The sequence below is a fragment of the Micropruina sp. genome (assembly GCF_047607385.1).
Taxonomy (GTDB): Bacteria; Actinomycetota; Actinomycetes; order Propionibacteriales; family Propionibacteriaceae; genus Micropruina.
Window position 1 is genome coordinate 1 of record NZ_JASGDE010000173.1, and the last position, 20,834, is coordinate 20,834.

Consider the following 20,834-nt stretch of genomic DNA (forward strand, 5'->3'; position numbering starts at 1 on the left):
CTAAGGAAGCGCTGATCAATCATGTCCCGGCTGCGGCGTCCCCGGCGGGCGATCTGCGGCCCCCAAAACTTGCGCCGTACGTCCAGTACGCCCACAAGATCTGGGGGCCGCAGCTCATCCCGCCGGGCACGTCCTCGCTCGGAACAGCATTGATCAGCGCTTCCCTAACTATTTGGGGCTCGCTGAGTTCAGCGAGCCCCAAATAGTTAGGCGAGCGCCGGATGGGCGGCGCACCCAGTCGGGATGTCAACGTGGTTGGCCGGCGAGGCGGACGGGGCAAGCGGCGCGGCAACCGTCCGATCCGCCCTGCGGCGGGGCGGTGGTCCCGGCAGCCCCGGCCCGTTAGGATCCCGCGCATGGGTTTTCTACTGGAGACGGCGGCGGCGCACAATCCGTACCAGCCGTGGATCATCGGCGGAGCGGTGTTCATTCTGCTGCTGATCGGGCTGCGGGTGGTCTTCGGCGTGGGTAAGAGCCGCCCGCACGCCTGATGACCAATACCGGGATCGCCTGGGTCGATGACGGCTCCAGGCGTCGCCGCTTGGGTGTGATGGGTGGCACCTTCGACCCCATCCACCATGGCCACCTGGTGGCCGCCAGCGAGGTGGCCGCCAAATTCGCCCTCGACGAGGTCGTCTTCGTACCCACCGGGCAGCCGTGGCAGAAGGCGCATCGCGAGGTGTCGGTGGCCGAGGACCGCTACCTGATGACCACCATCGCCACCGCGTCCAACCCCCGGTTCTCGGTGAGCCGGGTGGACATCGACCGGCCCGGCTCCACCTACACCCTGGACACCCTGAGCGACCTGCGCCGGCACTACGGCGAGGACGTCGACCTGTTCTTCATCACCGGCGCCGACGCGTTGAGCCAGATCCTGACCTGGCACGGGGTGCTGGAGTTGTTCGACCTGGCCCACTTCGTCGGGGTGACCCGGCCCGGCACCACTCTGGGCGAGCACGACATCGCGCACCTGCCGTCCGACAAGGTCACTCTGATCGAGGTGCCGGCGCTGGCCATCTCGTCCACCGACTGCCGCAACCGGGTCCGCGACCATCTGCCGATCTGGTACCTGGTTCCGGACGGTATCGTCCAGTACATCGCCAAGCGCGGCCTCTACCGCTAGCACCAGAACCAACCGCCGAACCGGGAGCCAGATGACTGCAACAGACCACGCGATCGCCCTCACCCGCATCGCCGCACGGGCGGCGTCCGACAAATTGGGCAGCGATCTGGTGGCCTTCGACGTATCGGAACCCTTGGCGATCACGGACGTCTTCCTGATCGTCAGCGCCTCCAACGAACGTCAGGTGGGCGCCATCGTGGACGCCGTCGAAGAGGCTCTGCTGGCCGAGAAGACGAAGCCGGCCCGCCGCGAGGGGCATGGTGAGAACCGCTGGGTGCTGCTGGACTTCATCGATCTCGTGGTGCACGTGATGCACACCGAGGAGCGCGCCCTGTACGCGTTGGAGCGGCTGTGGCGGGACTGCCCGCGGATCGACCTGGAGCTTCCCGAGCCGGTCGACAGCTCCGTCTCCTGAGATGACGGCAGCACGGGTCGTGGTCTGGCGCCACGGCGAAACGGCCTGGAATGCGGAGGGCCGCTACCAGGGCCAGGCCGACGTCGCCCTGAACGCTCGGGGCCTGACCCAGGCGGCGGCCGCGGCCCCGCGAATCGCCGCCCTCGGACCGGATCGGATTGTGTCCTCCGACCTGGGTCGGGCGTCCGCCACCGCCCAGCAACTGGCCCGGCACACCGGGCTGCCGATCGAATTCGACCCGCGGCTGAAGGAGATCGACGTCGGCGACTGGGTCGGGATGACCAACGCCGAGGTGTTCGCCGCCCACCCCGATTTCGCCGAGGCGTTGGCCGCGGGACGCGACGCCCGGCGCTCGGCGTCCGGGGAGACCGGCGCTCAGGCCGGGGCCCGGGTCGCGGAGGCGCTGCTGGACATCGCCGAAGCCAGCCCGGACGGCTCCACCGTGGTCGCGGTCGGCCACGGCTTCGCGCTGCGGGTGGCGATGGTGTTCCTGCTCGGCCTCGACTACGCCCACAACCTCACCCTGGGCGGGTTGTGGAACGCCTCCTGGTCGGTGCTGCAGCCCGGCGGTGAACGCTGGCGGCTGCTGTCCTACAACAATGTCGCGGACGGGGTCTGAGCTCTCTGGGTGTGCCGGATGTGTGGTGGGTCTGCTGCCGCAGAGGGGGACGGGTGCCCTCGCCGCCCACCCTCCGATCGGCCTCGCACGCTCGGCCGATCGTCAGGACGCCCACCTACCTGCCTCGGGCACCCGTCCCCCTCTGCTCGAGAAGCGCTGATTTCCGCTGGTCGAGCGTGCCGAGACCGCTGGCAACGGGTTTCGACAGGCTCAACCAGCGAACACCGCACTGATAGCGCTTGAGGTTGCGTTTCCGCAGCTGCACCGAGGGTGGGGTGAGCCCGCCCCAGTGGACGATCGTCGGCTCGAACCAGCTTTCGGTGGTTATGACGCGGGTGATCCGGCAGGTTTGGCCCTCGAACCACTTCCTGGTGGAAATGATGGCCCGGGAAGCTGGTCATTTCCACGAGAAAGTGGTTCGAGCCTGTCGGCGGCCGATCGACGCGGCTGATATCAACCACGAATCGGTTCGTGCCGCCGGTGCCTCGTCATCAGTGCCACCCCGACGGCTGCCGTCGCGGTGCCGGCGGTGACCCACGCCCAGGTCGGCACTCGTGGGCTTGCCGGTGCCTCGTCGGGTTCGTCCACACCAGTCAGCCGGACGGTGCCGGCAGCTCCGTCGACGGTGATCACGTCGCCGGTGCGGATCCGCTTGGTGGCGCTCCCGGTGCCCAGCACGGCCGGGATGCCGTACTCGCGAGCCACGATCGAGCCGTGGCTGAGCACGCCGCCGACATCGGTCACCACCCCGGACGCCAGCGCGAACAGCGGCGTATAGGCCGGTGTGGTGATCGGGGCGACCAGGATCTCTCCGGGTTGGAAGGCGGCGAAGTCGTCCGGTCCGGCGAGCACCCGGGCCGGGGCGGTGACCCGTCCACCGGAGCCGCCGGTGCCCTTGAGCACTGGGCCGGTCTGCTCGCCCTCGTGGGCCGGCATCATGCTGTCCATCCAGCTGATCCAGCCCGACACCGGAAGGTACTGCGGGGGACTGGCCAGTTGCCGGCCGCGCCACTCCCGGCGCCGCTGCTCGACCGATGCGCTGTGGTCGTCGAGCCGCTCCGTGCCGGCATCGAGGGCAGCGGACGCGGCGTCCACGTCGGCGGCGGTGAGCCAGAACACGTCGTCGGGGCGGGCGATGGCACCCGCACCGGTGAGGCGTCCGCCGAGCTCGCGCAGCAGCCGCCGGATCGTCGGCCAGGCCAGCCCCATCGCAGCCAGCGCGTCTTCGCGGATCGGCGCCCACAGCTGCGCGGTGGCCAGGCTCCCGGCGGCCGTCGTGCGGCGCACCGGATCGAGTCGCGCCAGCAGTTCCCGAGTGAGCCGCTCGCGACGTTCGGTCGTCTCGCGCTGCCGCTGTTCGGGATCGGCCGACCGTCCGGCGATGGCGTGCTTGAGCGCCTCCAGTACCGGGGTCGGGTCGTCGGCAGGTACCGGGTTGGCGAAGTCCAGGTTGTAGATGGTGTGCCCGAACTCGCTCAGATGGTCGCGCAGCCGGGTGACGAACGCCGCCCAGTCGTCCGCGTCGACACCCTCCGGGGAGGCCGTCAGCACGTCCGCGGCCGGGGCGGCGTCCAGCGCGTCGGCCAGCCCCGGCACCGTCCGGCACCAGACACCGAGGGCGTGCAGCGACTTCTCGGCCCGCACCGGGGTGGAGTCGAAGCCGAGCAGGAAATCGGAAGCCTGCGGATCGCCGTCGCGGCGCAGCAGCGCGTTGTAGAGCCCGGTCCAGGTCAGTTCGCTGAGGGCGGCCGCCGGGATCACCATCTGCACATTGCTGTAGTAGATGCATGCCGCGGTGAGCAGGTCGCGGACCCCGCCGATCAGTTCGGACGCCGGCAGCGCGGCCGGGTATCGGTCGACCCAGCCCGCGACCGCCGCCCGATAGTCGGGCAGGGCGTGGTCGTGCCAGCGGTCCAGCACGAAGTCCTTCCGGCTGAGCATCAGGATGGCCACCGGGGTGAGTCCCGACATCCGGCCCAGCGCCGCCCGGCTGTACTCGTAGTACGCGTAGCCGTTGATGGTGGGGAAGTCGACGCCGGTGCCGACCAGCTTCGGGTTGAAGGCGGCCAGCAGCTTGTTCAGTCCGATCGGCACGGCGACCCGGATCAGGTCGGCGAACAGCGGGGTCAGCGGGTCGGGCAGTTGCTCGACGATGCTGGCCCGGAAGTAGAGGTCGCGGGGCTGGGGGAGCGGCCAGTCGGTCGGCACATCGCCGATCGGCTCGGGCAGCGCGGTGATCGGCCGGGCCTGGACCAGCTGGAAGACGCCGTCGGCCAAGCCTCGATCCGCCGATGGTCGCGCAGTGGGCGCCGGTTGGTGGATCGAGGCCAAGGTCCATTCGATGTCCTGCGGGCAGCCGAAATGCTGCTGGACGCGCTCGCCCAGCGCGGCGAGTTCGAGCACCTGGGCATCGCTGAGGGTGGCCCGGGACGCCTGCGAGGCGGGGGTGGCGATCTGCTCGGAGCCGCCGTCGGTGCGCACCGTCATCACCTTCTTCTCGGCGATCCGCCGGGACGCGATCGGCTCCGGCAGGCTGCGGTCGACGACGTACTCGTCCGGCTCGACCAGCCCGCCGACCACAGCCTCGCCCAACCCCCAGGCGGCGGTGATCACGGTCTGCTCGCAGCGTCCGTTGGCGGGGTTGGCGGTGAACATCACCCCCGCGACCTCGGCGGGCACCAGGCGTTGCACCACGACGGCGATACTCAGCGCCGCGGACGCGTCGTGCTGGGCACGCTCCCGGTAGGCGACGGCGCGCTCGTTCCACAGCGACGCCCAGCAGCGCCGGATAGCGTCCAGCACCCGATCGGCGCCGGTGATGTTGAGGTAGGTGTCCTGCTGGCCGGCGAAACTCGCGCCGGGCAGGTCCTCGGCGGTGGCGGACGAGCGGACGGCCACCGGGCCGTCGCCGAGCCGGCGGTAGGCGTCGACCACGGCGTCCGCGATCTCGGTGGGCATGGTGGCGTCGCGGAACAGGGCCGCGACGGCGTCCGGTGAGTCGGCGGCGGCGAGTCGGGCGTCCAGGTCGTTGGCGGCGACGAAGGCGTCGTAGCCGGCCGTGGTGACGACGAAGCCGTCCGGCACCGGGAAGCCGGCGCGGAGCAGTTCGCCGAGGTTCGCGCCCTTGCCACCGGCGATGGGCAGATCAGTGGAAGAGAGTTCGCCCAGTGGGCGGACCAGAGGTGACAGGCACTCGGTCATGGATTCGATTCTAGGCCGGGTCGAAGCCATCGCCGGTTGAGCCTGTCGAAAGCCACCAACCCGGTCTCGACGGGCTCAACCACCGACGGTCGAGCCTGTCGAAACCGCGCGGCCCCCCGGGGCTCAGACCGGTGTCGCCAACAGCTCGGCGAGGTTGGCGTCCACCGCCGCCAGGTAGTCGGGGTTGAAGCCGAACAACCCGAAATGGCCGGCGATCGACGGCAGCACCCGCAACTCGCTGCCCGGGGTGAGTTGCTGCTCCGCGGCACAGTCGGCGACCGGGAAGAACATGTCGTGATCGATCGGCATCACGAAGGTCTTGGCGGTGATGCGGCCGAGCGCCGCGGCGAGATCGCCACCGGTGTTGCGGGCCACGTCGCCGCGCTGCCACTTCCACCCCACCCCGAGCAGGGCGTTCGGATCCATCAGCTGGAACAGGGCCCGGATGAAGCCGGCCTGGAAGGTCTCGAACTCCTCGGTGGTCTCGCCGTTCAGCATCGGGATGTTCTTCCAGAAACCCGACTTCCAGAACTCGGTGGACAGCCCCATCACCGCCCAGATGTCGGCGTGGCGTCCGAGACCGGCCTGCACGTCGAGGTTCGACGCGTAGTCGCCGCCGGCGAAACCGGGGTCGCTGGTGATCGCGTCCAGCAGGGTCTGGGTGAACAGGAAGTCGTGTGGCGTGTTCTGCGCCGTGCCGGCGATCGGCGCCGCCCGCAGCACCTTGTCGGGGAAGCGCACCGCCCATTCCCAGGTCTGCTGGGCGCCCATCGACCCGCCGACGACCAGCGCCAGCCGCTCGATCCCGAACACCTCGCGCAGCAGCTGTTCCTGGGCGCGGACGTCGTCGGCGATTCGCACGTCGGGGAACCGGGACATCGCGATGGACGCGTCGGCGGCGTTGTGCGGCGAGGTCGAGAGCCCGTTGCCGATCTGGTTGACCACGACGATGAAGTACTTCTCCGGGTCGAGGGCTCGGCCGGGGCCGATATAGACCTGATCCCAGGTCTGATGGGTGCCCGAGAACCAGGTCGGGATGAGGATCGCGTTGCTCTTGTCGGCGTTCAGCGTGCCCCGGGTGGCGACCGCCAGCTGCAGATCGGGGATCACCCCGCCGTCCTCGAGTTCGAAGCGGCCCAGGGAGTGCAGTTCGTACGGACCCTGCATCTCGGGCGTGTAGAACGGGTTGTCAATCGGCACGGTCGACCTCCTCGTCGAGAACCTCACGGTTGGGCCGCAGCCTACTGTTCGGCACCGACGAAATGGACCCCGCCCGTGCGGTTCTGGGCCGCGACGACCGGGTGCGGATCGGATAGGTTCGCCCGGTGAGCGAGCAGCCCGAGACCGTCGAGCAGACCTACGTGCAGGTGGGGCCGGACGAGGCCGCGATCCTGGCGTCGTTCGGTGTCGAGGCGTCCGCACTGCTCGGCAGCGGCGGCGAGGCGCGCGTCTTCGCCCTGGACGACGACCGGGTGCTCCGGATCCAGGCTCCCGGGGACGCGCCGCCCGACCGGGAACTGGCCGACCTGCTGGAGTCGTGGGCCGGCATCGACCTCGGTTTCGGGCTGCCGCGGGTGCTCAGTCAGGACCGGCTGGGGTCCCAGAACTACAGCATCGAACGCCGGCTGCCCGGCGTCCCGCTCGCGCAGTGGCTGGCGGAGACGTCCGATCCGAAGCGGCGGCGGACCGGGCTGCTGAGCCTGCTGGACGCCGCCGGGCGGCTGCGTGAGCTGCCGCTGCCGCGGACCGGTTTCGGACGGGTGCTGGGCGATCCCGACGAGTTCGGCTCGCTGACCGAGCTGTTGGCCGCCCAGATCGAGATCGGGCTCCGGTACAGCGACGGGCTGCTCGCCGCGGCGGTACCCGACCTGGACGGGCAGGTCAGCCGGCTGCTGGACCGGCTCGGTGCGCGGGTGGTCGAGCCGGCCTACTGTCACGCCGATCTGGCGCCGGCCAACGTGATGGCGGACGCCGACGGCCGGGTGACCGCGGTGCTGGACTTCAGCGTCCACGCCCTCGCCGCGGACCCCGTCCTGGACCAGGTCGGGGCGGTCGCCTTCCTGGAGACGACGCCCTATCCCGGCAACGGTGCGGACGCCGCCTGGCTGCAGCGGGAGCTGATCGGACGCCTCGGCGCGGACGCCTGGCTGGTCGACGCCTACCGCCGGTTCTACGCGCTGTACTACGCCATGGACCACGGGCTGATCCGCCGGTGCGCCGAGCAGCTGCTGGCTCCCGAGGTTGAACCGAACAGCGGTCGTTGATTCGCGCGACGGGCGACGATCGGCTAGAGTTCTTGCTCGTGCTCGGGTCACCGAGCCGCCCGTTCGGGGCTATGGCGCAGTTGGTAGCGCGCTTCCATGGCATGGAAGAGGTCAGGGGTTCGAATCCCCTTAGCTCCACCCAGAGTGTCTTACGGGAACACGAGACATCGGAAGATGCCCTGTGTTCCCGTTTTAGTTTCTTCGCCTTCTTCTTGCCGTTCAGGCGGTGCCGAACATGACTTTGCGACCATCGGGATCCACCACGGTGACCACGACATCGTCGACCGCAAAGGGTTGCACGTCGAGATCGTGGAGGTGGGCGATGAAGGCATCGCGGTCCGCTACGCGGAAGTAGAGATGGGCGAGGTTGGAATCGCGATTGGGCGGGTAGGCGTAGGACGCGAATGCCTGTGCGTCGTGGATCGCGAACTGCATGCCATCGCGGTCCAGCCGCCAGTAGTTGTAGCCGCCCTCGCCCGCCTGCTCCAACGGGAACCCTGCGATATCGCGATAGAACCGCGCGGTCGCCGCAGGATCGGTGCTGGTGAGGAACACTCCTCGGAACGCTGTGCTCATGCTGCCTTCCTGTGTGCCGATCCGCTCGGAGAACTGGTCTCGGTACTTGTCGCGCAGTTCCTCCCACCCGTAGGCCATCGCGCGTTGCCCGGTCGGGCGCTCTCGGTCGGCGCCGTCTTCGGCGGCCAGACGCCCCAGGCACACCTGCCATCCGGCAACAAGCATCACGGCCGCCCCATGACCCCCGGTCGCTTGTCGTAGCTCGAGCGCGGTGCCCTCGCCATCGGGCGTGAGCGTCCAACGCAGCAGGTCGGGTCCCCAGCGGTGGACGAGCTGCCGCGGGGCGTCAACGACAAGAACCTCGGCATCGATCGGGTCATCACCCGAGTTCTCCCGGCAACTCGCGGGCCCCGGCTCGGTCAAAGGACGGTCCGGCACGATCGGCGACCAACGGGCGAGCCGTGCGGGCTCGGTGAGCATCGCCCACAGCTTCTGCGGGGCGTGTGGGAACCGTCGGCGCATCACGATCGTCCATTGATCCTCCTCCAGCTCCAGATCCACCTCGATCGGCGCGTGGACCTGCGCTGCGATCGCCTCGTCGCGCGGAGCCTGCGGGGTGTCCGTCATCGTTCCTCCTCATCAAGAGCTGCTGCCAGCCGGTCGAAGCTCGTGTTCCATCGCTCGATGTAGGGCGCGACCCAGGCGAGCACGTCCGGCAGCGGCCGGCCCGTGAGCCGGTAGATCCGGCGTTTGCCCGCGACCTCCGACTCCACCACACCCGCCTGTCGCAGCACCCGCAGGTGCTTGGACACCAGCGACTGCGACACCCGCAGCTCATCAACAAGGCCGCCTACGTCGCTCTCACCGAGCCGGAGGCGATCCACGATCGCGCGCCGGGTCGGTTCAGCGATCACCGCGAAACCATCCATATGCTCAAGTATTGCCGATCATTCATGTGAATAGCAAGGCATGTTATGATCGTGGTCGTGAACCCTGCCACTGTTGTCGTCTCGCTACCCGTTGCCGATCTGGAGCGCTCGTTGCGCTTCTACCGCGATGGCCTGGGCCTGCAGACGCCGGGGATCGATGAGTACATGATCGCCTTCGAGCTGCCGAACCTGTCGCTGTTTCTGATCGAGCTCAGCGAGTACGCGACCTATGTCGAACGCGCCGGTATCGCAGGCCCGGTGACTGCTCACCCCGGCGCTGTCGTCGTCTCGTGCGCGATGGGCAGTAAGAAGGAGATCGACGATGTTGTCGCCCGCGCCGCAGACGCGGGAGGCTCCGCCCAGCCAGCCGCCGAGCACGACGGCGCATGCACCGCATATGTCAGCGATCCTGACGGGCACCTCTGGGAGTTGGTCTTCAACGACCGAACCGCCGCTGTAGCGCGAAGCACAGAGTCATGACACGGAACAAAGCTCACGAGCCGCGCGTAGGAGCCGCACCTGAGTCGCCCAACACGCTCGATGACCAGGGCCGGAAGACCGGCCAGTGGACCGAGCCAGACCCCCACGGCGGGGTGATGGTCGGCAACTACGGCGAAGGCGAGCGCCACGGAACCTGGCGACACTACTCCCTTGACGGCAGGCTCCGCTCCGAAGGCCCCTATGAACACGGCGTGCTGCATGGGACCTGGACCTGGTATCGCGCCAACGGTGCCCTGTTGCAACGCGGCGATATCGATCGCGATGTCAAGCGCGGCCGATGGGAGCGTTGGGACGCCCAGGGCCGCCCGCTCGATGCCGGAGAATACGATCACGGCCGTAAGTCCGGCGAATGGATTACCTACAACCCCGACGGAACCGTGAAAGCGGTGAAGCAACACAGAACGAAGCAGTGAGGGTGCCCAGCGGTTAGCGAGCCCGAGCGGGTCAACGTTGCCTCGTTCTCATCCCGCGAAAGGTGTCTGTACGCCGCGCGCTGCTGCGCGTCGGTCAGCGCGTCTTCGCCCAGACCGTGCCTCGGTGAACCCCGAACCGGCGCGCCAGCGCGTTCACGCTGACACCTTGCTCGCGGGCTGTTCGCATAGCGTCCACTTCCTCGTCAGTGAGCCGTGTTCGAGGTCGTTTACTTGGTTCCGCCGACGCCCCGATCAGCGGGTCGTCGGCCTCGCCCTCGGGGTCGGCATCCCCGCAGGTGCCTTGATTCCACGCGGAAACCAGCCTCTCGACCCGTGGTCGCCTGTTCCCGCAGCGTTCCATTGCGTCCACTTGTTTTCCCTTGTCACAAGGGCAATCGATGCTTGTGGGGCCGTCCGAAAGGGCGGCTTTCGTCGTTTCGGGCCACCGGACGCCGGTCGACCTGGTGGTGCAGGTCGAGGCGCCGGCGATTCAGGATGGCTACGCCTTTCAGGATGAGATCTGTGCTCTCGGTTGGGGAGACGGAAGCTGGCCCGCGACCATCGCGATGAGGGCGAGCGCGAAGCCGAGGAACTGGACCGAGGTGAGTGCCTCGCCGGCGATCAGAGCGCCGAGGACCGCTGCCACCACCGGGGAGAGCAGCCCGAGCAACGCCGTCGCCGTCACCGGCAGCCGGCGGATACCGGCGAACCAGATCGTGTACGTCAGCAGCGCGCCAACCAGGCCGAGCCAGGTGTAGCCGAGCACCGCTGTGCGGTCGATACCGGGCGGGACGCCGTCGATCAGCAGGGCGGGAGGCAGGAGCACGAGTCCGGCGGCGGTGAGCTGCCAGCCGGCCAACCCGATCGGGGAGACTCCGTCGGGGCGGCCCCACTTCTTGGTCAACACGACGCCGGTGCCCATCGACGCGGCCCCGGCAAGCCCGGCGACGATGCCCACCGGTGACATGGCCGCGTCGGGACCCAGCACGACGAGCGCGACGCCGATCATGCCGACCACGCCCCAGCAGACCCGCCAGACCGACAGTCTCTCGTGCAGGATCGCTACCGCGAGGAAGGCGATCATGATCGGCTGCACCGGCCCCCAGGGTGGCCGCGACCCCGCCCGGGAGCTGTTGCGCGGCCAGGAAGAGCAGCGGGAAGAACGCGCCCATGTTCAGGGTGCCCAGCACGAGGCTCTTCCACCACCACGACCCCCGCGGCAGTCGCCCGGCGATCAGCAGCGCGATCAGCCCGGCCGGGAGCGAGCGCATCATGGCCGCGAACAGCGGATGTCCCGCGGGCAGCAGGTGCGTGGTGACGATGTACGTCGTGCCCCACACCATCGGCACGATCGCAGTCCGCGCCGTCCAGGCGAAGCGGCTCCTGCCGGTTGCGGCAGGTACGGGTGGGGCGGTCACGGTCGTCACGCGTCCATCGTCGGCTCGACCCCTACGATGAGTCCAACACATTGTTGTCATCATTGCGATGAATCTGCATCATGATGGTATGGAGTTGCAGCAGATGCGGTACGTCCTGGCCGTCGCAGAGGAGCGCAACTTCACCCGCGCCGCCGAGCGGTGCCACGTCGTCCAATCGGCGCTCAGCCACCAGATCAAGGCCCTCGAACGCGAGCTGGGTGTGACCCTGTTCGCCCGCACCAACCGCCGCGTCGAACTCACCCCTGCCGGCGACGCGTTCCTGGCAGCGGCCCGCGCAAGCCTGGACGCGGCCGAGCGCGCCATCTCCGACGCGGCCGCCGCAATGGGCGAGATTCGCGGAACCCTGACCATCGGACTCATCCCCACCGTCACCGCCGTCGACATCCCGGCCACCCTCGCCGCATTCCATCGCGCACACCCCGCGGTGCGCATCGGACTCCGCAGCGGAGGCAGCGACGAGTTCATCGCCGCGATCAAGAACGGCGAGATGGACGTCGCCGTCCTGGGGCTCGCCGACACGGTGACACCGCAGGGGGTGAGCAGTCGCGTGCTCGCCCGCGAGCGGCTCGTCACCGTCCTGTCCGCCGGCCATCGCCTCGCGGCACGACGCCGACTGCGGCTGCACGATCTTGCGAAGGAGATGTTCGTGGACTTTCCGGCGGGCGCACCCGGAAGAGCGCAGTCCGACATCGCCTTCCGCGTGGCGGGAATCAGGCGCGACGTGGCATTCGAGGCGATGAGCACCGACCTGATCCTCGACCTGGTGCGCAGCGACCTCGTCATCGCGCTTCTCCCACCCGCAGTCGTTCCCGCCGACTCCCGACTGCGGAGCATCCCCATCGCCGCCGGTCCCACCAGAATCGAGTACCTCGCCTGGAGCGGCTTCAACCCGTCACCCGCCGCGCGAGCCCTCGTGGCCCAGCTGACGCCGCAGCCCCGCGAGTTGTAGAGGTCGGCTGTCATGTCGTCAGTCGCACACTGGCGTCGAGCATCCGGCCAGTCAGGTTGTACCTGATCGTGCATCAGGAAGGCCCGTTCGTGATCCTTCGCAGGCTCTGTGCGATTCTTGTTCCGAGCCTGGGGAGCAGGCTTGGCGGGAATTGCCGCGGCTCAGAACCAGGTATTTGCAGGATGTGAAATCTGGCTGTTTGAGGGGCATGGACTCCGTGTTTCAGCCAGTACGTCTTATGGGCTTACCTGGGTCGGTGGATGTCAAGACCCCTGAGGCTGACAAGGGAAGCCGGTTTGTCAAGGCGGACTGTGTCGCAGTACGGCTCTGGTCGCCCAGCATGTGCCAAACTACACAAGGTGACTCCCGACACTCTGGATCGGCTGCGGCGCGCGTGGATCACCCAGGTGGCCGAGAGCGCGTTTCCTCCGGAGTGGGCGTCCCGGCTTCCCGAGCTTTCCGAGCGGGGGCCGATCACCCGATGCACGGTTGTTCTTGGTGTCGGAGTAGGCCATCTACTCGGTGTCGACACGGCTGACCTGGTCTTCGCCGACCAACTGGACACCCGCCAGGTGGTGCAGCTCATCAACCACGCCTGGCGCGGTGGTGAGCTGAGCCCGGATCTAGCCGCGTGGCTGCTTCCCTCGCTGCAGTCCATGCTGTGGGCCGCGCGACGTTACGAAGAGTGGGACGGGTCCCCGTTGGGGGCGTGGTTCGCCGGTTCACACCTCCAGCAACGCATCGCCGAGACATGGGGCGAAGGATGGGCTCCCACTCGAGACTTCGAAGTCGGCATTTCCACGCTCTGCGCCGAAGCGCCGGACGGATTGTCGATGGACGAGCTCTACGCCTGGCTGTGTCGAGAGTCAGCCAGCAGCTTTCTATGGTCGCTGACTCCGCTGGAGGCACGTCTCCTCGGTGCCGACCCGGAGCGGGACGCCGCCCGGATGCGACTGGAGTGTGCGCGGGCGGATCGCTATGTGTGGTTGTCGGTACCCGGCGCCTGGCCGGAGCATCCTGGTGACGTTCCACCGGCGTGGCTGCGCGACACCGTCGCGACCGAGGGGGCTCGGTTCTGGCGTGCCTCAGCTGGCTATGTGCTGACGTTGACGGCGATCGTCGAGACCGACCGCGATGAGCGGAGCCTGCGACGCTGGTGTTATGCCCCGAGCTTCGGTATCCGCTTTCCGAGCGACTCGTCCGTCGACCTGTTCATTGTGCTGGATCCGGAGGAGGATCCGGCGTATCTGCCCTTCCACTTCAGCTACGACGACCACCGCACCGCGCAGCAGCTGGACGTACTGATCGAGGTGGGAATAGTTCGAATCGAGTTCTACCGACTCATCGAGGAGGGAGACCTACTTCATCTGTGGAACTTCGGCGTACCCACCACCGACCTCACCATCCTGCGCGACCATCGCGACCAGTGGGTCGGGGAGGCCCCGGCGAGAATCGACCCGGCTCCAGCAGCTGCCGACCTGATCGCGATGATCGACCAGCGCCAGCGTGCGCTCTTCGACTCCACCTTGCCTTCGATCGACACGCGGTCCGCCGCCCCCGCAGTGGCCGCCGCGTGGGAACGCCGGTTGCAGGTTCTGGAAGACGCTGCACGCCGTCACGCCTTTGGCAGCCCGCTTGACCAAGAGCTGTTGTCCGAGTCGGCCACGGAGCTGCGCCTCGCCGAAGCGGGCGTGCATCGCGTACCACTCCATTCCAACCCGGAGGTTCTGGCCTCCGGAGAGGCTCTCCTGCATTTCTCCGTAGAGGAGCAGTCCCGGTGGTTCTCAGCGGTAGTGGTCTACCGCGGCGGCAATGGGACCCTTGATGGGCAGGTGCTGGACCTCGAGATCGTCTACCCCGCACCCGATCGGGCAACCGTGACCGGCGCGCTCGTCCAACTGTTGACGCCACTTCGCGTGCTCCTCGACCGTGGAATCACCGACCTGCTGATCTCGGCGGGGCTCGGAGCGTACGACCTTCCTCTGCACGACGCGGCCCTCGCCCTGGGTTTCCGGACCGCTTCCTACAGCCATTCGTTGCGACTCCACCGACGCTCTTCGCTCAGCACCGGCGACTTGACGGGAGGTGTGATCGGGTATGCCGGGTCGGGCGGCAGCCATCTGGCTGCTGCAGCAGCGGAACTGGAGATCGTCCGCGCCATCACCGATGCCGTGGTGATGGCTGACTGGCGGGGGAGTTGGCCGCGGCTGGTCCATGTGGCCGGGCACGGGGTCACTGGGAGCCGCGAGTATGAGAGCGGCATCCTGCTGGACGATGACCTGCTGTCAGCCCCGGGCATCCTGCGCTCGGTCGATGCCAGTGCCACCGAGTTGACCTTTCTCTCCGCCTGCGATTCCGGTGCTGGGGTGTTTCGTCCAGGCCAGGTGGGCAGGTCCGTACCGTTGGACGTCGCGCTGATGGAGAAGGGGTGCCGCGCGGTGATCTCGACGTCAGCGCCGGTGAACGATCAGGTCGCGTTGATTTTCGCCACGGCCTTCCACCACTGGTTCGCCTCCGGCTTGAGCGCCTGGGACAGCTATCGGCATGCCCGGGCAGTGTTCTCCGACCAGCGGATTCGGGTCCCCAGCGACATCGCGGTCCGACTGGACAAGGGATTTCCGGCTTGGCGCGGGTCAGTTCACCCGTCAGACCGGGACGGCTGGCGCCTCTTTCGTTTCTCTGGCGACCGAACGATCTGACAGCTCCCGGGCCATCGAGTGGGAGCAGCTGATGGCGGCGCACCACCGTCCCGCCGTCCACCAGGTCCGCAGTGTCCTTCGGCGGGCTGCAGGAGACCGCCCCAGACGCTCCGGCCCTGTCCGCAGGAACAGACCGGACACGGCCTCATCGGCATGGACGAACGCGCCCGCGCCTTCGGCGGCACCATCCATGCCGGGCCCGACCCCACCACCGGCGGCTGGACGATCACCGCGATGCTGCCGTGGAGCCGTCCGTGATCACCATCGCCCTCGCCGACGACGAACCCTTCTTCACCGCCGGTCTCGCCATGATCATCGACGCCCAACCCGACATGCGCGTGCTGTGGCAGGCCATCGACGGCGCCGATGCCGTCCGGTCGTCGGCCTGCTCACCCGCCGCGAACGCGAGGTGCTTCGCCTCGTCGCCCAGGGGCTCAGCAATCAGGAGATCTGCGACGCGCTCTGGCTCACCATGCCCACCGTCAAGAGCCATATCGGCAACCTCATCGCCAAGACCCACTCTCGCGACCGCGTCCAACTCGTCCTGTTCGCCCTCCGCACCGGCATCGCCGACCTCAACTGAATCGACGACGGCGCGGGTGGAAGTCGCCGGCGGAGGTGTCTGGGTTGCCGAAAAATAGTTAGTGACTAACATATGAGGCATGGGGCGATGGGACCGGACGCATCAGGCGCTGCAGCGGGCAGCCGTGGAGTTGTTCGCCGAGCGCGGGTACGAGGCGACCACGACGGCCCAGGTCGCGGAGCGTGCCGGGGTCAGCGAGATGACGTTGTTCCGACACTTCGCCACGAAGGAGGCGCTGCTGCTGGCCGACCCGTTCGACCCGCTGATGGCTGAGGCGGTGCGCGCCCGCCCCGGCGAAGAACCCCCGATGCGGGCCCTGGTGCAGGGCATCCGGCAGGCATGGTTGCAGGTCGACGCCGAGAGCACCCAGAAGCTGCGTGAGATCCTGCTGATCGTGGCCCGGACGCCGGCGCTGCGTGGAGCGGTGGAGCGAAACAGCAACGACACCGCTGCCGCACTGACGGCTGCGTTGCTCGATCGTGGTGTGCTGGAGGCCCCAGCCCGCATCGCGGTGGCCGCGGTGATCGCGGGACTGAGCACGGCGTTGCTCGATTGGGCCCAGATGGAGGGCGCGTCGTTGGATGACGTCCTCGCGTCGGCCGTCGACGTGCTGGGCGGTGAGTGAGGTGCTCGCCTTCGAGCAGGTCAGCCGCGTGTTCCACAATGGCGCCGGCGTCACCGATCTGGCGTTCGCCGTCGAGCCGGGCGAGATCGTCGCGCTGGTCGGTCTGAACGGCGCTGGAAAGACGACCCTGATGCGCCTGGCGCTCGGGATGCTCCGTCCGCAGTCCGGCACCGTGCGGGTGCTCGGGCAGCCACTGGACGCGGTGCCCGGGTCCGCCTGGGTGCAGGTGGGGGCATTGATCGAGGTGCCCTTGGCCTACCCGGAGTTGACCGTCCGGAAGAACCTGGGGCTCGCCGCGCTCCTGCGTGGCGCCGACCCTGGGTGTGTCGAGCAGGCGATCGAGGGGTGGCGGCTCGCTTCGGTCGCGGAGCGCCGGTTTCGGCGTCTCTCGCTGGGCAACCGGCAGCGCGTCGGCCTCGCCGCGTCCATGCAGCACAACCCCAGGTTGATCGTGCTGGACGAGCCCAGCAACGCGCTCGATCCCGCGTCGGTGATCCTGCTCCGCGAAGAACTGCTGCGATGTGCCCGGGCGGGCGCGTCGATCCTGGTCAGCAGCCACCATCTCGACGAGGTGGCGCGGATCGCGGACCGGGTGCTGCTGATGAACGCGGGACGCCTGATCGGCACTCTCGACACGACCGGGCGTGACCTCGAACGCGTCTTCTTCGAACGCATCCGTGACGACGACGAGCAGCGCCAGGGTGCGGAGGCTCGCCGATGAGGGCGGCGATCCGGGCCGAGGCCGTGAAGCTGACGCACTCCCTGGTCGGGGTGATCGCCACCCTCGCCGTCGTTGTGGGCATGCTTGCACTGCTCGGCGGGATCACCGCGGGCGTGGCCGGCGGCAACCCCGACCTGGCGGCGAAGGCCGGGCCCGCCGGCACCCTGAACTGGGACGGCCTGCTGGCCGGGGCAGCCCAGGTCACCGCCGTCGCCGCCATCCTCGGCTTCGGGATCGTGCTGGCCTGGATGTTCGGCCGCGAGTTCACCGAGGGCACGATCGCCGGTCTGTTCGCCCTGCCCGTCGGCCGCGCCCGAATCGCGCTCGCCAAGCTCACCGTCTACGCGTTGTGGGTTGTCGTGGTCGGCACCATGCTCACCGTGGGTGTCCTCGTCCTCGGTCTCGCGCTCGGGTACGGTTCGCCGGACGCCGAAGCGTGGGCGGCGCTCGGGCGGCTGTTCATCCTGGCCCTCCTGTCCGCGGGGATCACGGGGCCGATCGCGTGGATCGCAACAGTGACCCGCTCCGTGCTCGCGGCCGTCGGATGCACGGTCGCGCTCGTTGTCGTCGCTCAGGTCGGTGCCCTCGCCGGAGCCGGAGGCTGGATGCCGTTCGCCGCACCCGCGCTCTGGGCCATGTCCGGCGGCGCCGCCGTGACGGCCTCGCAACTGGCGCTCACGCTCGCGGTTCCCCTGGCGTCCGTCCTGCTCTCCTGCCTGGCATGGTCGCGCCTCCAGCTCAACCGCTGAGCGGGTGCGACGGTCGGCCGCGCCGGGGCGCGCCAAGTTGAACCCGACGTTGCGTGCGGTGTGATGCCGGGGGCATCACCGAGGGGAGACGCATGACCACGACCGTGGCCCTCATTACGCCGGTGCTGGGCATCGCTCGCCTGGCCGTGTTCGTCGCATTGCATCTGTCCGCAGCGACTACAACCCCGTCCGACATGCGGTCGTCGACTATGCCGTGGGGCCGACTCGGACGCTGAGCACTGTGGGGCGCAGGTCAACCTCGCCCACTGCGGTCGGCGGCAAGGCGGCGGCAGGCGCCGATGAACCGCTCAAGCTCCGAGGTGACGCCGTGGTCACGCCAGGCGAGGAACATCCGGCTGCCGCTCAGCCCGCTGACGGTGCGCAGAACCAGGTGCGGTCTGCTGAACCTCTCGGCCACCGACAGGGGGAGGAAGGTGATCGCCCTGCCCAGTTCCACCAGCCGGAGCGTTTCGGCCAAACCGTGCACGGCTGGGCCGACGGCGGCGCCGGCATCGACCGGCAGAGTGTCCCGGCCCTGGTAGTAGCGGTCCAGTTCGTCGGGTAGCCCCGGCCAGTTGGCCACCGGTTCGTGCAGGAAGTCGTCGATGCGGAGGCGTGCCGCACTCGCCAGCGGGTGGGTGTCCGCGATGAGAGCGACGCGTGGTTCGCTCCACAGTTCGACTGAAGCCAGGCCGGGATCGGCGAGTGGCCAGGCGACCAGGCAGGCGTCGCACGCGCCTCGGCGGACGGCGTCGGCGAGTTCGTGGGTTTCGCGGAAGTCGAACTCGACCCCCGGATCGTGCGACGGATCGCGGTACTCCTCGAGCAGGAGATGCAGGAAGTCGCCCGCGCTGTCGGCTTTGACGCCGACGACGAGTGCCTGCCGGGACCCGGCCCGGATGGTTGCCGCCTCTGCAGCCTCGGCGGCATCGAGGACGTGGCGTGCCTCGGCCTGCAGGGTGGTGCCCGCCCGGGTGAGGGTGAAGCTCCGGGTCGTGCGTTCGACCAACTGCGTGCCGAGTCGACGCTCGATCACCGCGACGCCGCGCGACACAGCCGGCTGGGACATGCCGAGCGCCCGCGCGGCTGCGGAGAAGCTCTGCGTCCGTGCGACGGTCGCGAACAGCCGGTAGTGCCGAAGCTCCAGATTCATGCGCCCACCGTATAACTGTGGTCACTATTCGGCAGTTCCGTGGCGCCCAGGCAGCGGGCTTTGCTGTCTACCGGGTCGGATGACCTGGCATCAACACGTCAACGAAGGGAGCCGCTGGTGGGTATTCGTGTGGGGTACATCGTGGGCAGTTTGTCCGTGTCGTCGATCAACCGGCAGCTGGCGGACCATGTCATCGCCAGGGCGCCTCAAACGGTGGAGCTGGCGGAAATCCCGATCTGTGACCTGCCCCTGTACAACTACGACCGGGACGAGGCGTTTCCCGGCGAAGCCGTCGTGTTCAAGCAGGCACTGGAGTCGGTCGACGCGGTGCTCTTCGTGACGCCTGAGTACAACCGCTCCGTCCCGGGTGCCTTGAAGAACGCGATCGACTGGGGCTCCCGGCCGTGGGGCAACAACTCCTTCGCCGGCCGCACCGCCGCGATCATCGGCACCGGTCTCAACGGGGCGGGAACCGCCGTCGCCCAATCGCAGCTGCGCAGCATCTTGGTCTACCTCGGCGTGACGGTGGTCGGAGCGCCCGAGGTGTGCATTCGCTGGGAATCGGACGTGCTGGCGTCCGGCGCAATCGACGATCTCGTCGCCACGTTCTGGACCTCTTTCGCCGCCGCGCTGGAGAAAGGCGCGTCGGATCCTGTCTCGTGACGGACGTGGGACGGCCTGCGGCACGGCGTGGCCGGGCCCGCGGATCTCAGGAGCGGAGATACACACTCGGCGGCGCGCCGAGCTGGTGCTTGAAGGCGGTGACGAAGGCCGAGGGCGTGCTGTAACCGACGGCGGGCGCCGTCGCTGTGACGGAGTCGCCGGCAACCAGGTGGTGCAGCGAGGCCAGGATGCGCGCACGCCGTCGCCAGGCGCCGAAGGTGAATCCCGTTGCGGCGACGAACATGCGTTCGAGCGTGCGCTGGCTGACGCCGACCGTCCGGGCGACGTCGGTGGCGGATCGGGCGGGGTCGTCCCGGATCAACTCGGCGGCCGCGAGAGCGACGGGGGAGTCGGCCGGGGTGGGCAGCCACAGCGGTTCGTCGGAGAGATAGTGGAGCTGGTCGATCAGCAGCGTCAGCAGCGCGCTGTCGGTGGGGACGTCCAGGTCCAGGGGGCTGTGGGTCACCGCGTGCAGCAGCAGTTCGCGAACCAGTCCGGTCACGGTGACGGTGCGGGTCGCAGGAGGCAGGGCGTTCAGTTCGGTGGCGAAGTAGAGGGTGCGCACCGCGACGCGGAAGCGGTTGACGATCTGCACCTGCTCCCCGTGCGGGATCCACAGGGCCCGCGCGGGTGGCACCGTCCAGGAGCCTGCCGCCGCGACGACGGTCATCGATCCCGAGGCTGCGTAGACGAGTTGGTCCCAGCCGGGCTCGATGGGCAGCGCCGCAGTTCCTGGCGGATGCGTGACGGCGTAGCCGCGGACGTACGGCTCGCCTTCGTGTCGTGTTTTCGACATATCTGGTCAGATATTAGATGGCCTGACAAAGAGCCTCGTTGAGACCATGATGAACATGGCAGTGAATCTCGCGCACTTCGCGCTCAACGCCGACGATATTCCGACCTCCCGGGCGTTCTACGAGAAGGTGTTCGGCTGGAGCTTCGTACCCTGGGGACCGCCCGGGTTCTACCACATTCGAACCGGCGCGGAGGATGCCCCCGTTCAGGGGGCGTTGCAGCAGCGCCGCGAGCTGATCGCGGGCCGGCGGACGATCGCCCCCGAGTGCACCTTCACCGTCGAGGACGTCGAGGCGACCGCGCGGGCGGTCGTCGCGGCGGGCGGCAGGATTCTGATGGACCGGTTCACGATCAGCGGGGTGGGGCATCTGATCTTCTTCGAAGACCCGGCCGGCAACGCCATCGGGGCGATGCAGAGCGACGCCGACGCGGAGTAGGCCGGATGGCAGGCGACCGCATCGCGGCGGTGGTTGTCGC

23 protein-coding genes, 1 tRNA gene and 1 pseudogene are annotated in these 20,834 nt (G+C 68.6%); 17 read left to right on the forward strand and 8 right to left on the reverse strand.

Annotated elements, in window-relative coordinates; translation table 11 throughout:
* The 5 genes from QM582_RS15315 to QM582_RS15335 form a co-directional block, all read left to right on the forward strand.
* The coding region (locus QM582_RS15315; RefSeq protein WP_415085819.1) for a hypothetical protein at positions 1-206 on the forward strand (206 nt) is incomplete at its 5' end.
* Positions 207-356: 150 nt separating this feature from the next.
* Positions 357-491: a hypothetical protein gene (locus QM582_RS15320; RefSeq protein ID WP_415085821.1), complete on the forward strand. Its 135-nt coding sequence runs from the start codon at positions 357-359 to the stop codon at positions 489-491.
* Positions 491-1,123 carry a nicotinate-nucleotide adenylyltransferase gene (gene nadD, locus QM582_RS15325; RefSeq protein WP_415085823.1) on the forward strand — a complete coding sequence of 211 codons (633 nt, stop codon included), beginning with the start codon at positions 491-493 and terminating at the stop codon, positions 1,121-1,123. Before QM582_RS15320 ends, nadD begins: the two co-directional genes overlap by 1 nt.
* Before the next feature lie 31 nt (positions 1,124-1,154).
* Positions 1,155-1,538, forward strand: coding sequence for a ribosome silencing factor (gene rsfS / locus QM582_RS15330; protein ID WP_415085824.1), 384 nt, complete (start codon positions 1,155-1,157; stop codon positions 1,536-1,538).
* Between the two features lies 1 nt (position 1,539).
* Complete coding sequence (locus tag QM582_RS15335) at positions 1,540-2,157, forward strand: histidine phosphatase family protein (protein WP_415085826.1); 618 nt, start codon at positions 1,540-1,542, stop codon at positions 2,155-2,157.
* Between the two features lie 453 nt (positions 2,158-2,610).
* Here QM582_RS15335 and QM582_RS15340 read toward each other — a convergent pair whose 3' ends face one another.
* Both QM582_RS15340 and QM582_RS15345 read right to left on the reverse strand, forming a co-directional pair.
* The gene (locus QM582_RS15340) at positions 2,611-5,358 is read right to left on the reverse strand and encodes a PEP/pyruvate-binding domain-containing protein (protein ID WP_415085828.1); all 2,748 of its coding nucleotides are present in this window, start codon (positions 5,356-5,358) and stop codon (positions 2,611-2,613) included.
* 123 nt (positions 5,359-5,481) lie between these two features.
* The gene (locus QM582_RS15345; RefSeq protein WP_415085830.1) at positions 5,482-6,558 is read right to left on the reverse strand and encodes an alpha/beta fold hydrolase; all 1,077 of its coding nucleotides are present in this window, start codon (positions 6,556-6,558) and stop codon (positions 5,482-5,484) included.
* Positions 6,559-6,683: 125 nt separating this feature from the next.
* On the opposite strand from QM582_RS15345, the gene QM582_RS15350 reads away from it, so the two are divergent.
* Complete coding sequence (locus tag QM582_RS15350; protein WP_415085831.1) at positions 6,684-7,622, forward strand: phosphotransferase family protein; 939 nt, start codon at positions 6,684-6,686, stop codon at positions 7,620-7,622.
* Positions 7,623-7,687: 65 nt separating this feature from the next.
* Positions 7,688-7,760 (forward strand) — tRNA-Ala (locus QM582_RS15355).
* An 81-nt stretch (positions 7,761-7,841) separates the two neighbouring features.
* Here the strand turns inward: QM582_RS15355 and QM582_RS15360 are convergent.
* Entirely contained in the window at positions 7,842-8,765 is a 924-nt protein-coding gene (locus QM582_RS15360; RefSeq protein ID WP_415085833.1) for an SRPBCC domain-containing protein, read from the reverse strand.
* Entirely contained in the window at positions 8,762-9,067 is a 306-nt protein-coding gene (locus tag QM582_RS15365) for an ArsR/SmtB family transcription factor (protein ID WP_415085835.1), read from the reverse strand. The genes QM582_RS15360 and QM582_RS15365 overlap by 4 nt, the downstream gene beginning before the upstream one ends.
* Before the next feature lie 45 nt (positions 9,068-9,112).
* Between QM582_RS15365 and QM582_RS15370 the strand changes: the two genes are divergently transcribed.
* Both QM582_RS15370 and QM582_RS15375 read left to right on the forward strand, forming a co-directional pair.
* Entirely contained in the window at positions 9,113-9,547 is a 435-nt protein-coding gene (locus QM582_RS15370) for a VOC family protein (RefSeq protein WP_415085836.1), read from the forward strand.
* Complete coding sequence (locus tag QM582_RS15375) at positions 9,544-9,981, forward strand: toxin-antitoxin system YwqK family antitoxin (protein ID WP_415085838.1); 438 nt, start codon at positions 9,544-9,546, stop codon at positions 9,979-9,981. The genes QM582_RS15370 and QM582_RS15375 overlap by 4 nt, the downstream gene beginning before the upstream one ends.
* 508 nt (positions 9,982-10,489) lie before the next feature.
* Here the strand turns inward: QM582_RS15375 and QM582_RS15380 are convergent.
* Both QM582_RS15380 and QM582_RS15385 read right to left on the reverse strand, forming a co-directional pair.
* Positions 10,490-11,077, reverse strand: coding sequence for an EamA family transporter (locus QM582_RS15380; RefSeq protein WP_415085840.1), 588 nt, complete (start codon positions 11,075-11,077; stop codon positions 10,490-10,492).
* A 67-nt stretch (positions 11,078-11,144) separates the two neighbouring features.
* A pseudogene (locus QM582_RS15385) lies at positions 11,145-11,462 on the reverse strand (hypothetical protein); the annotation flags it as partial.
* 25 nt (positions 11,463-11,487) lie between these two features.
* Here QM582_RS15385 and QM582_RS15390 point away from each other — a divergent pair.
* From QM582_RS15390 to QM582_RS15415, 6 genes are all read left to right on the forward strand, one after another.
* Positions 11,488-12,369, forward strand: coding sequence for a LysR family transcriptional regulator (locus tag QM582_RS15390; protein WP_415085842.1), 882 nt, complete (start codon positions 11,488-11,490; stop codon positions 12,367-12,369).
* Positions 12,370-12,728: 359 nt separating this feature from the next.
* A complete protein-coding gene (locus QM582_RS15395; protein WP_415085844.1) occupies positions 12,729-15,068 on the forward strand; it encodes a CHAT domain-containing protein in 2,340 nt (779 codons plus the stop codon).
* 343 nt (positions 15,069-15,411) lie between these two features.
* Entirely contained in the window at positions 15,412-15,651 is a 240-nt protein-coding gene (locus QM582_RS15400; protein WP_415085846.1) for a response regulator transcription factor, read from the forward strand.
* A gap of 79 nt (positions 15,652-15,730) precedes the next feature.
* A complete protein-coding gene (locus QM582_RS15405; RefSeq protein ID WP_415085847.1) occupies positions 15,731-16,276 on the forward strand; it encodes a TetR/AcrR family transcriptional regulator in 546 nt (181 codons plus the stop codon).
* Positions 16,269-16,997 (forward strand): ABC transporter ATP-binding protein, encoded by a 729-nt coding sequence (locus QM582_RS15410; RefSeq protein WP_415085849.1) that lies wholly within the window; start codon positions 16,269-16,271, stop codon positions 16,995-16,997. The genes QM582_RS15405 and QM582_RS15410 overlap by 8 nt, the downstream gene beginning before the upstream one ends.
* On the forward strand, positions 16,994-17,746 hold the full coding sequence (locus QM582_RS15415) for an ABC transporter permease (protein WP_415085851.1): 753 nt from the start codon (positions 16,994-16,996) through the stop codon (positions 17,744-17,746). The genes QM582_RS15410 and QM582_RS15415 overlap by 4 nt, the downstream gene beginning before the upstream one ends.
* A gap of 253 nt (positions 17,747-17,999) precedes the next feature.
* On the opposite strand, the gene QM582_RS15420 is transcribed toward QM582_RS15415, so the two are convergent.
* A complete protein-coding gene (locus QM582_RS15420) occupies positions 18,000-18,899 on the reverse strand; it encodes a LysR family transcriptional regulator (RefSeq protein ID WP_415085853.1) in 900 nt (299 codons plus the stop codon).
* Between the two features lie 117 nt (positions 18,900-19,016).
* On the opposite strand from QM582_RS15420, the gene QM582_RS15425 reads away from it, so the two are divergent.
* The gene (locus QM582_RS15425) at positions 19,017-19,562 is read left to right on the forward strand and encodes an NADPH-dependent FMN reductase (RefSeq protein WP_415085854.1); all 546 of its coding nucleotides are present in this window, start codon (positions 19,017-19,019) and stop codon (positions 19,560-19,562) included.
* A 46-nt stretch (positions 19,563-19,608) separates the two neighbouring features.
* On the opposite strand, the gene QM582_RS15430 is transcribed toward QM582_RS15425, so the two are convergent.
* Entirely contained in the window at positions 19,609-20,358 is a 750-nt protein-coding gene (locus QM582_RS15430) for a helix-turn-helix domain-containing protein (protein WP_415085856.1), read from the reverse strand.
* A 55-nt stretch (positions 20,359-20,413) separates the two neighbouring features.
* Between QM582_RS15430 and QM582_RS15435 the strand changes: the two genes are divergently transcribed.
* Positions 20,414-20,794 carry a VOC family protein gene (locus QM582_RS15435; RefSeq protein ID WP_415085858.1) on the forward strand — a complete coding sequence of 127 codons (381 nt, stop codon included), beginning with the start codon at positions 20,414-20,416 and terminating at the stop codon, positions 20,792-20,794.
* The last annotated feature ends 40 nt before the right edge of the window (positions 20,795-20,834 follow it).

Excerpts from the sequence above, each read along its gene's own strand:
- QM582_RS15320 (WP_415085821.1), top strand. The coding sequence starts at position 357 with ATGGGTTTTCTACTGGAGACGGCGGCGGCGCACAATCCGTACCAGCCG.
- nadD (WP_415085823.1), top strand. The coding sequence starts at position 491 with ATGACCAATACCGGGATCGCCTGGGTCGATGACGGCTCCAGGCGTCGC.
- rsfS (WP_415085824.1), top strand. The coding sequence starts at position 1,155 with ATGACTGCAACAGACCACGCGATCGCCCTCACCCGCATCGCCGCACGG.
- QM582_RS15335 (WP_415085826.1), top strand. The coding sequence starts at position 1,540 with ATGACGGCAGCACGGGTCGTGGTCTGGCGCCACGGCGAAACGGCCTGG.
- QM582_RS15340 (WP_415085828.1), bottom strand. The coding sequence starts at position 5,358 with ATGACCGAGTGCCTGTCACCTCTGGTCCGCCCACTGGGCGAACTCTCT.
- QM582_RS15360 (WP_415085833.1), bottom strand. The coding sequence starts at position 8,765 with ATGACGGACACCCCGCAGGCTCCGCGCGACGAGGCGATCGCAGCGCAG.
- QM582_RS15365 (WP_415085835.1), bottom strand. The coding sequence starts at position 9,067 with ATGGATGGTTTCGCGGTGATCGCTGAACCGACCCGGCGCGCGATCGTG.
- QM582_RS15370 (WP_415085836.1), top strand. The coding sequence starts at position 9,113 with ATGATCGTGGTCGTGAACCCTGCCACTGTTGTCGTCTCGCTACCCGTT.
- QM582_RS15375 (WP_415085838.1), top strand. The coding sequence starts at position 9,544 with ATGACACGGAACAAAGCTCACGAGCCGCGCGTAGGAGCCGCACCTGAG.
- QM582_RS15390 (WP_415085842.1), top strand. The coding sequence starts at position 11,488 with ATGGAGTTGCAGCAGATGCGGTACGTCCTGGCCGTCGCAGAGGAGCGC.
- QM582_RS15405 (WP_415085847.1), top strand. The coding sequence starts at position 15,731 with ATGGGGCGATGGGACCGGACGCATCAGGCGCTGCAGCGGGCAGCCGTG.
- QM582_RS15415 (WP_415085851.1), top strand. The coding sequence starts at position 16,994 with ATGAGGGCGGCGATCCGGGCCGAGGCCGTGAAGCTGACGCACTCCCTG.
- QM582_RS15420 (WP_415085853.1), bottom strand. The coding sequence starts at position 18,899 with ATGAATCTGGAGCTTCGGCACTACCGGCTGTTCGCGACCGTCGCACGG.
- QM582_RS15430 (WP_415085856.1), bottom strand. The coding sequence starts at position 20,358 with ATGTCGAAAACACGACACGAAGGCGAGCCGTACGTCCGCGGCTACGCC.
- QM582_RS15435 (WP_415085858.1), top strand. The coding sequence starts at position 20,414 with ATGGCAGTGAATCTCGCGCACTTCGCGCTCAACGCCGACGATATTCCG.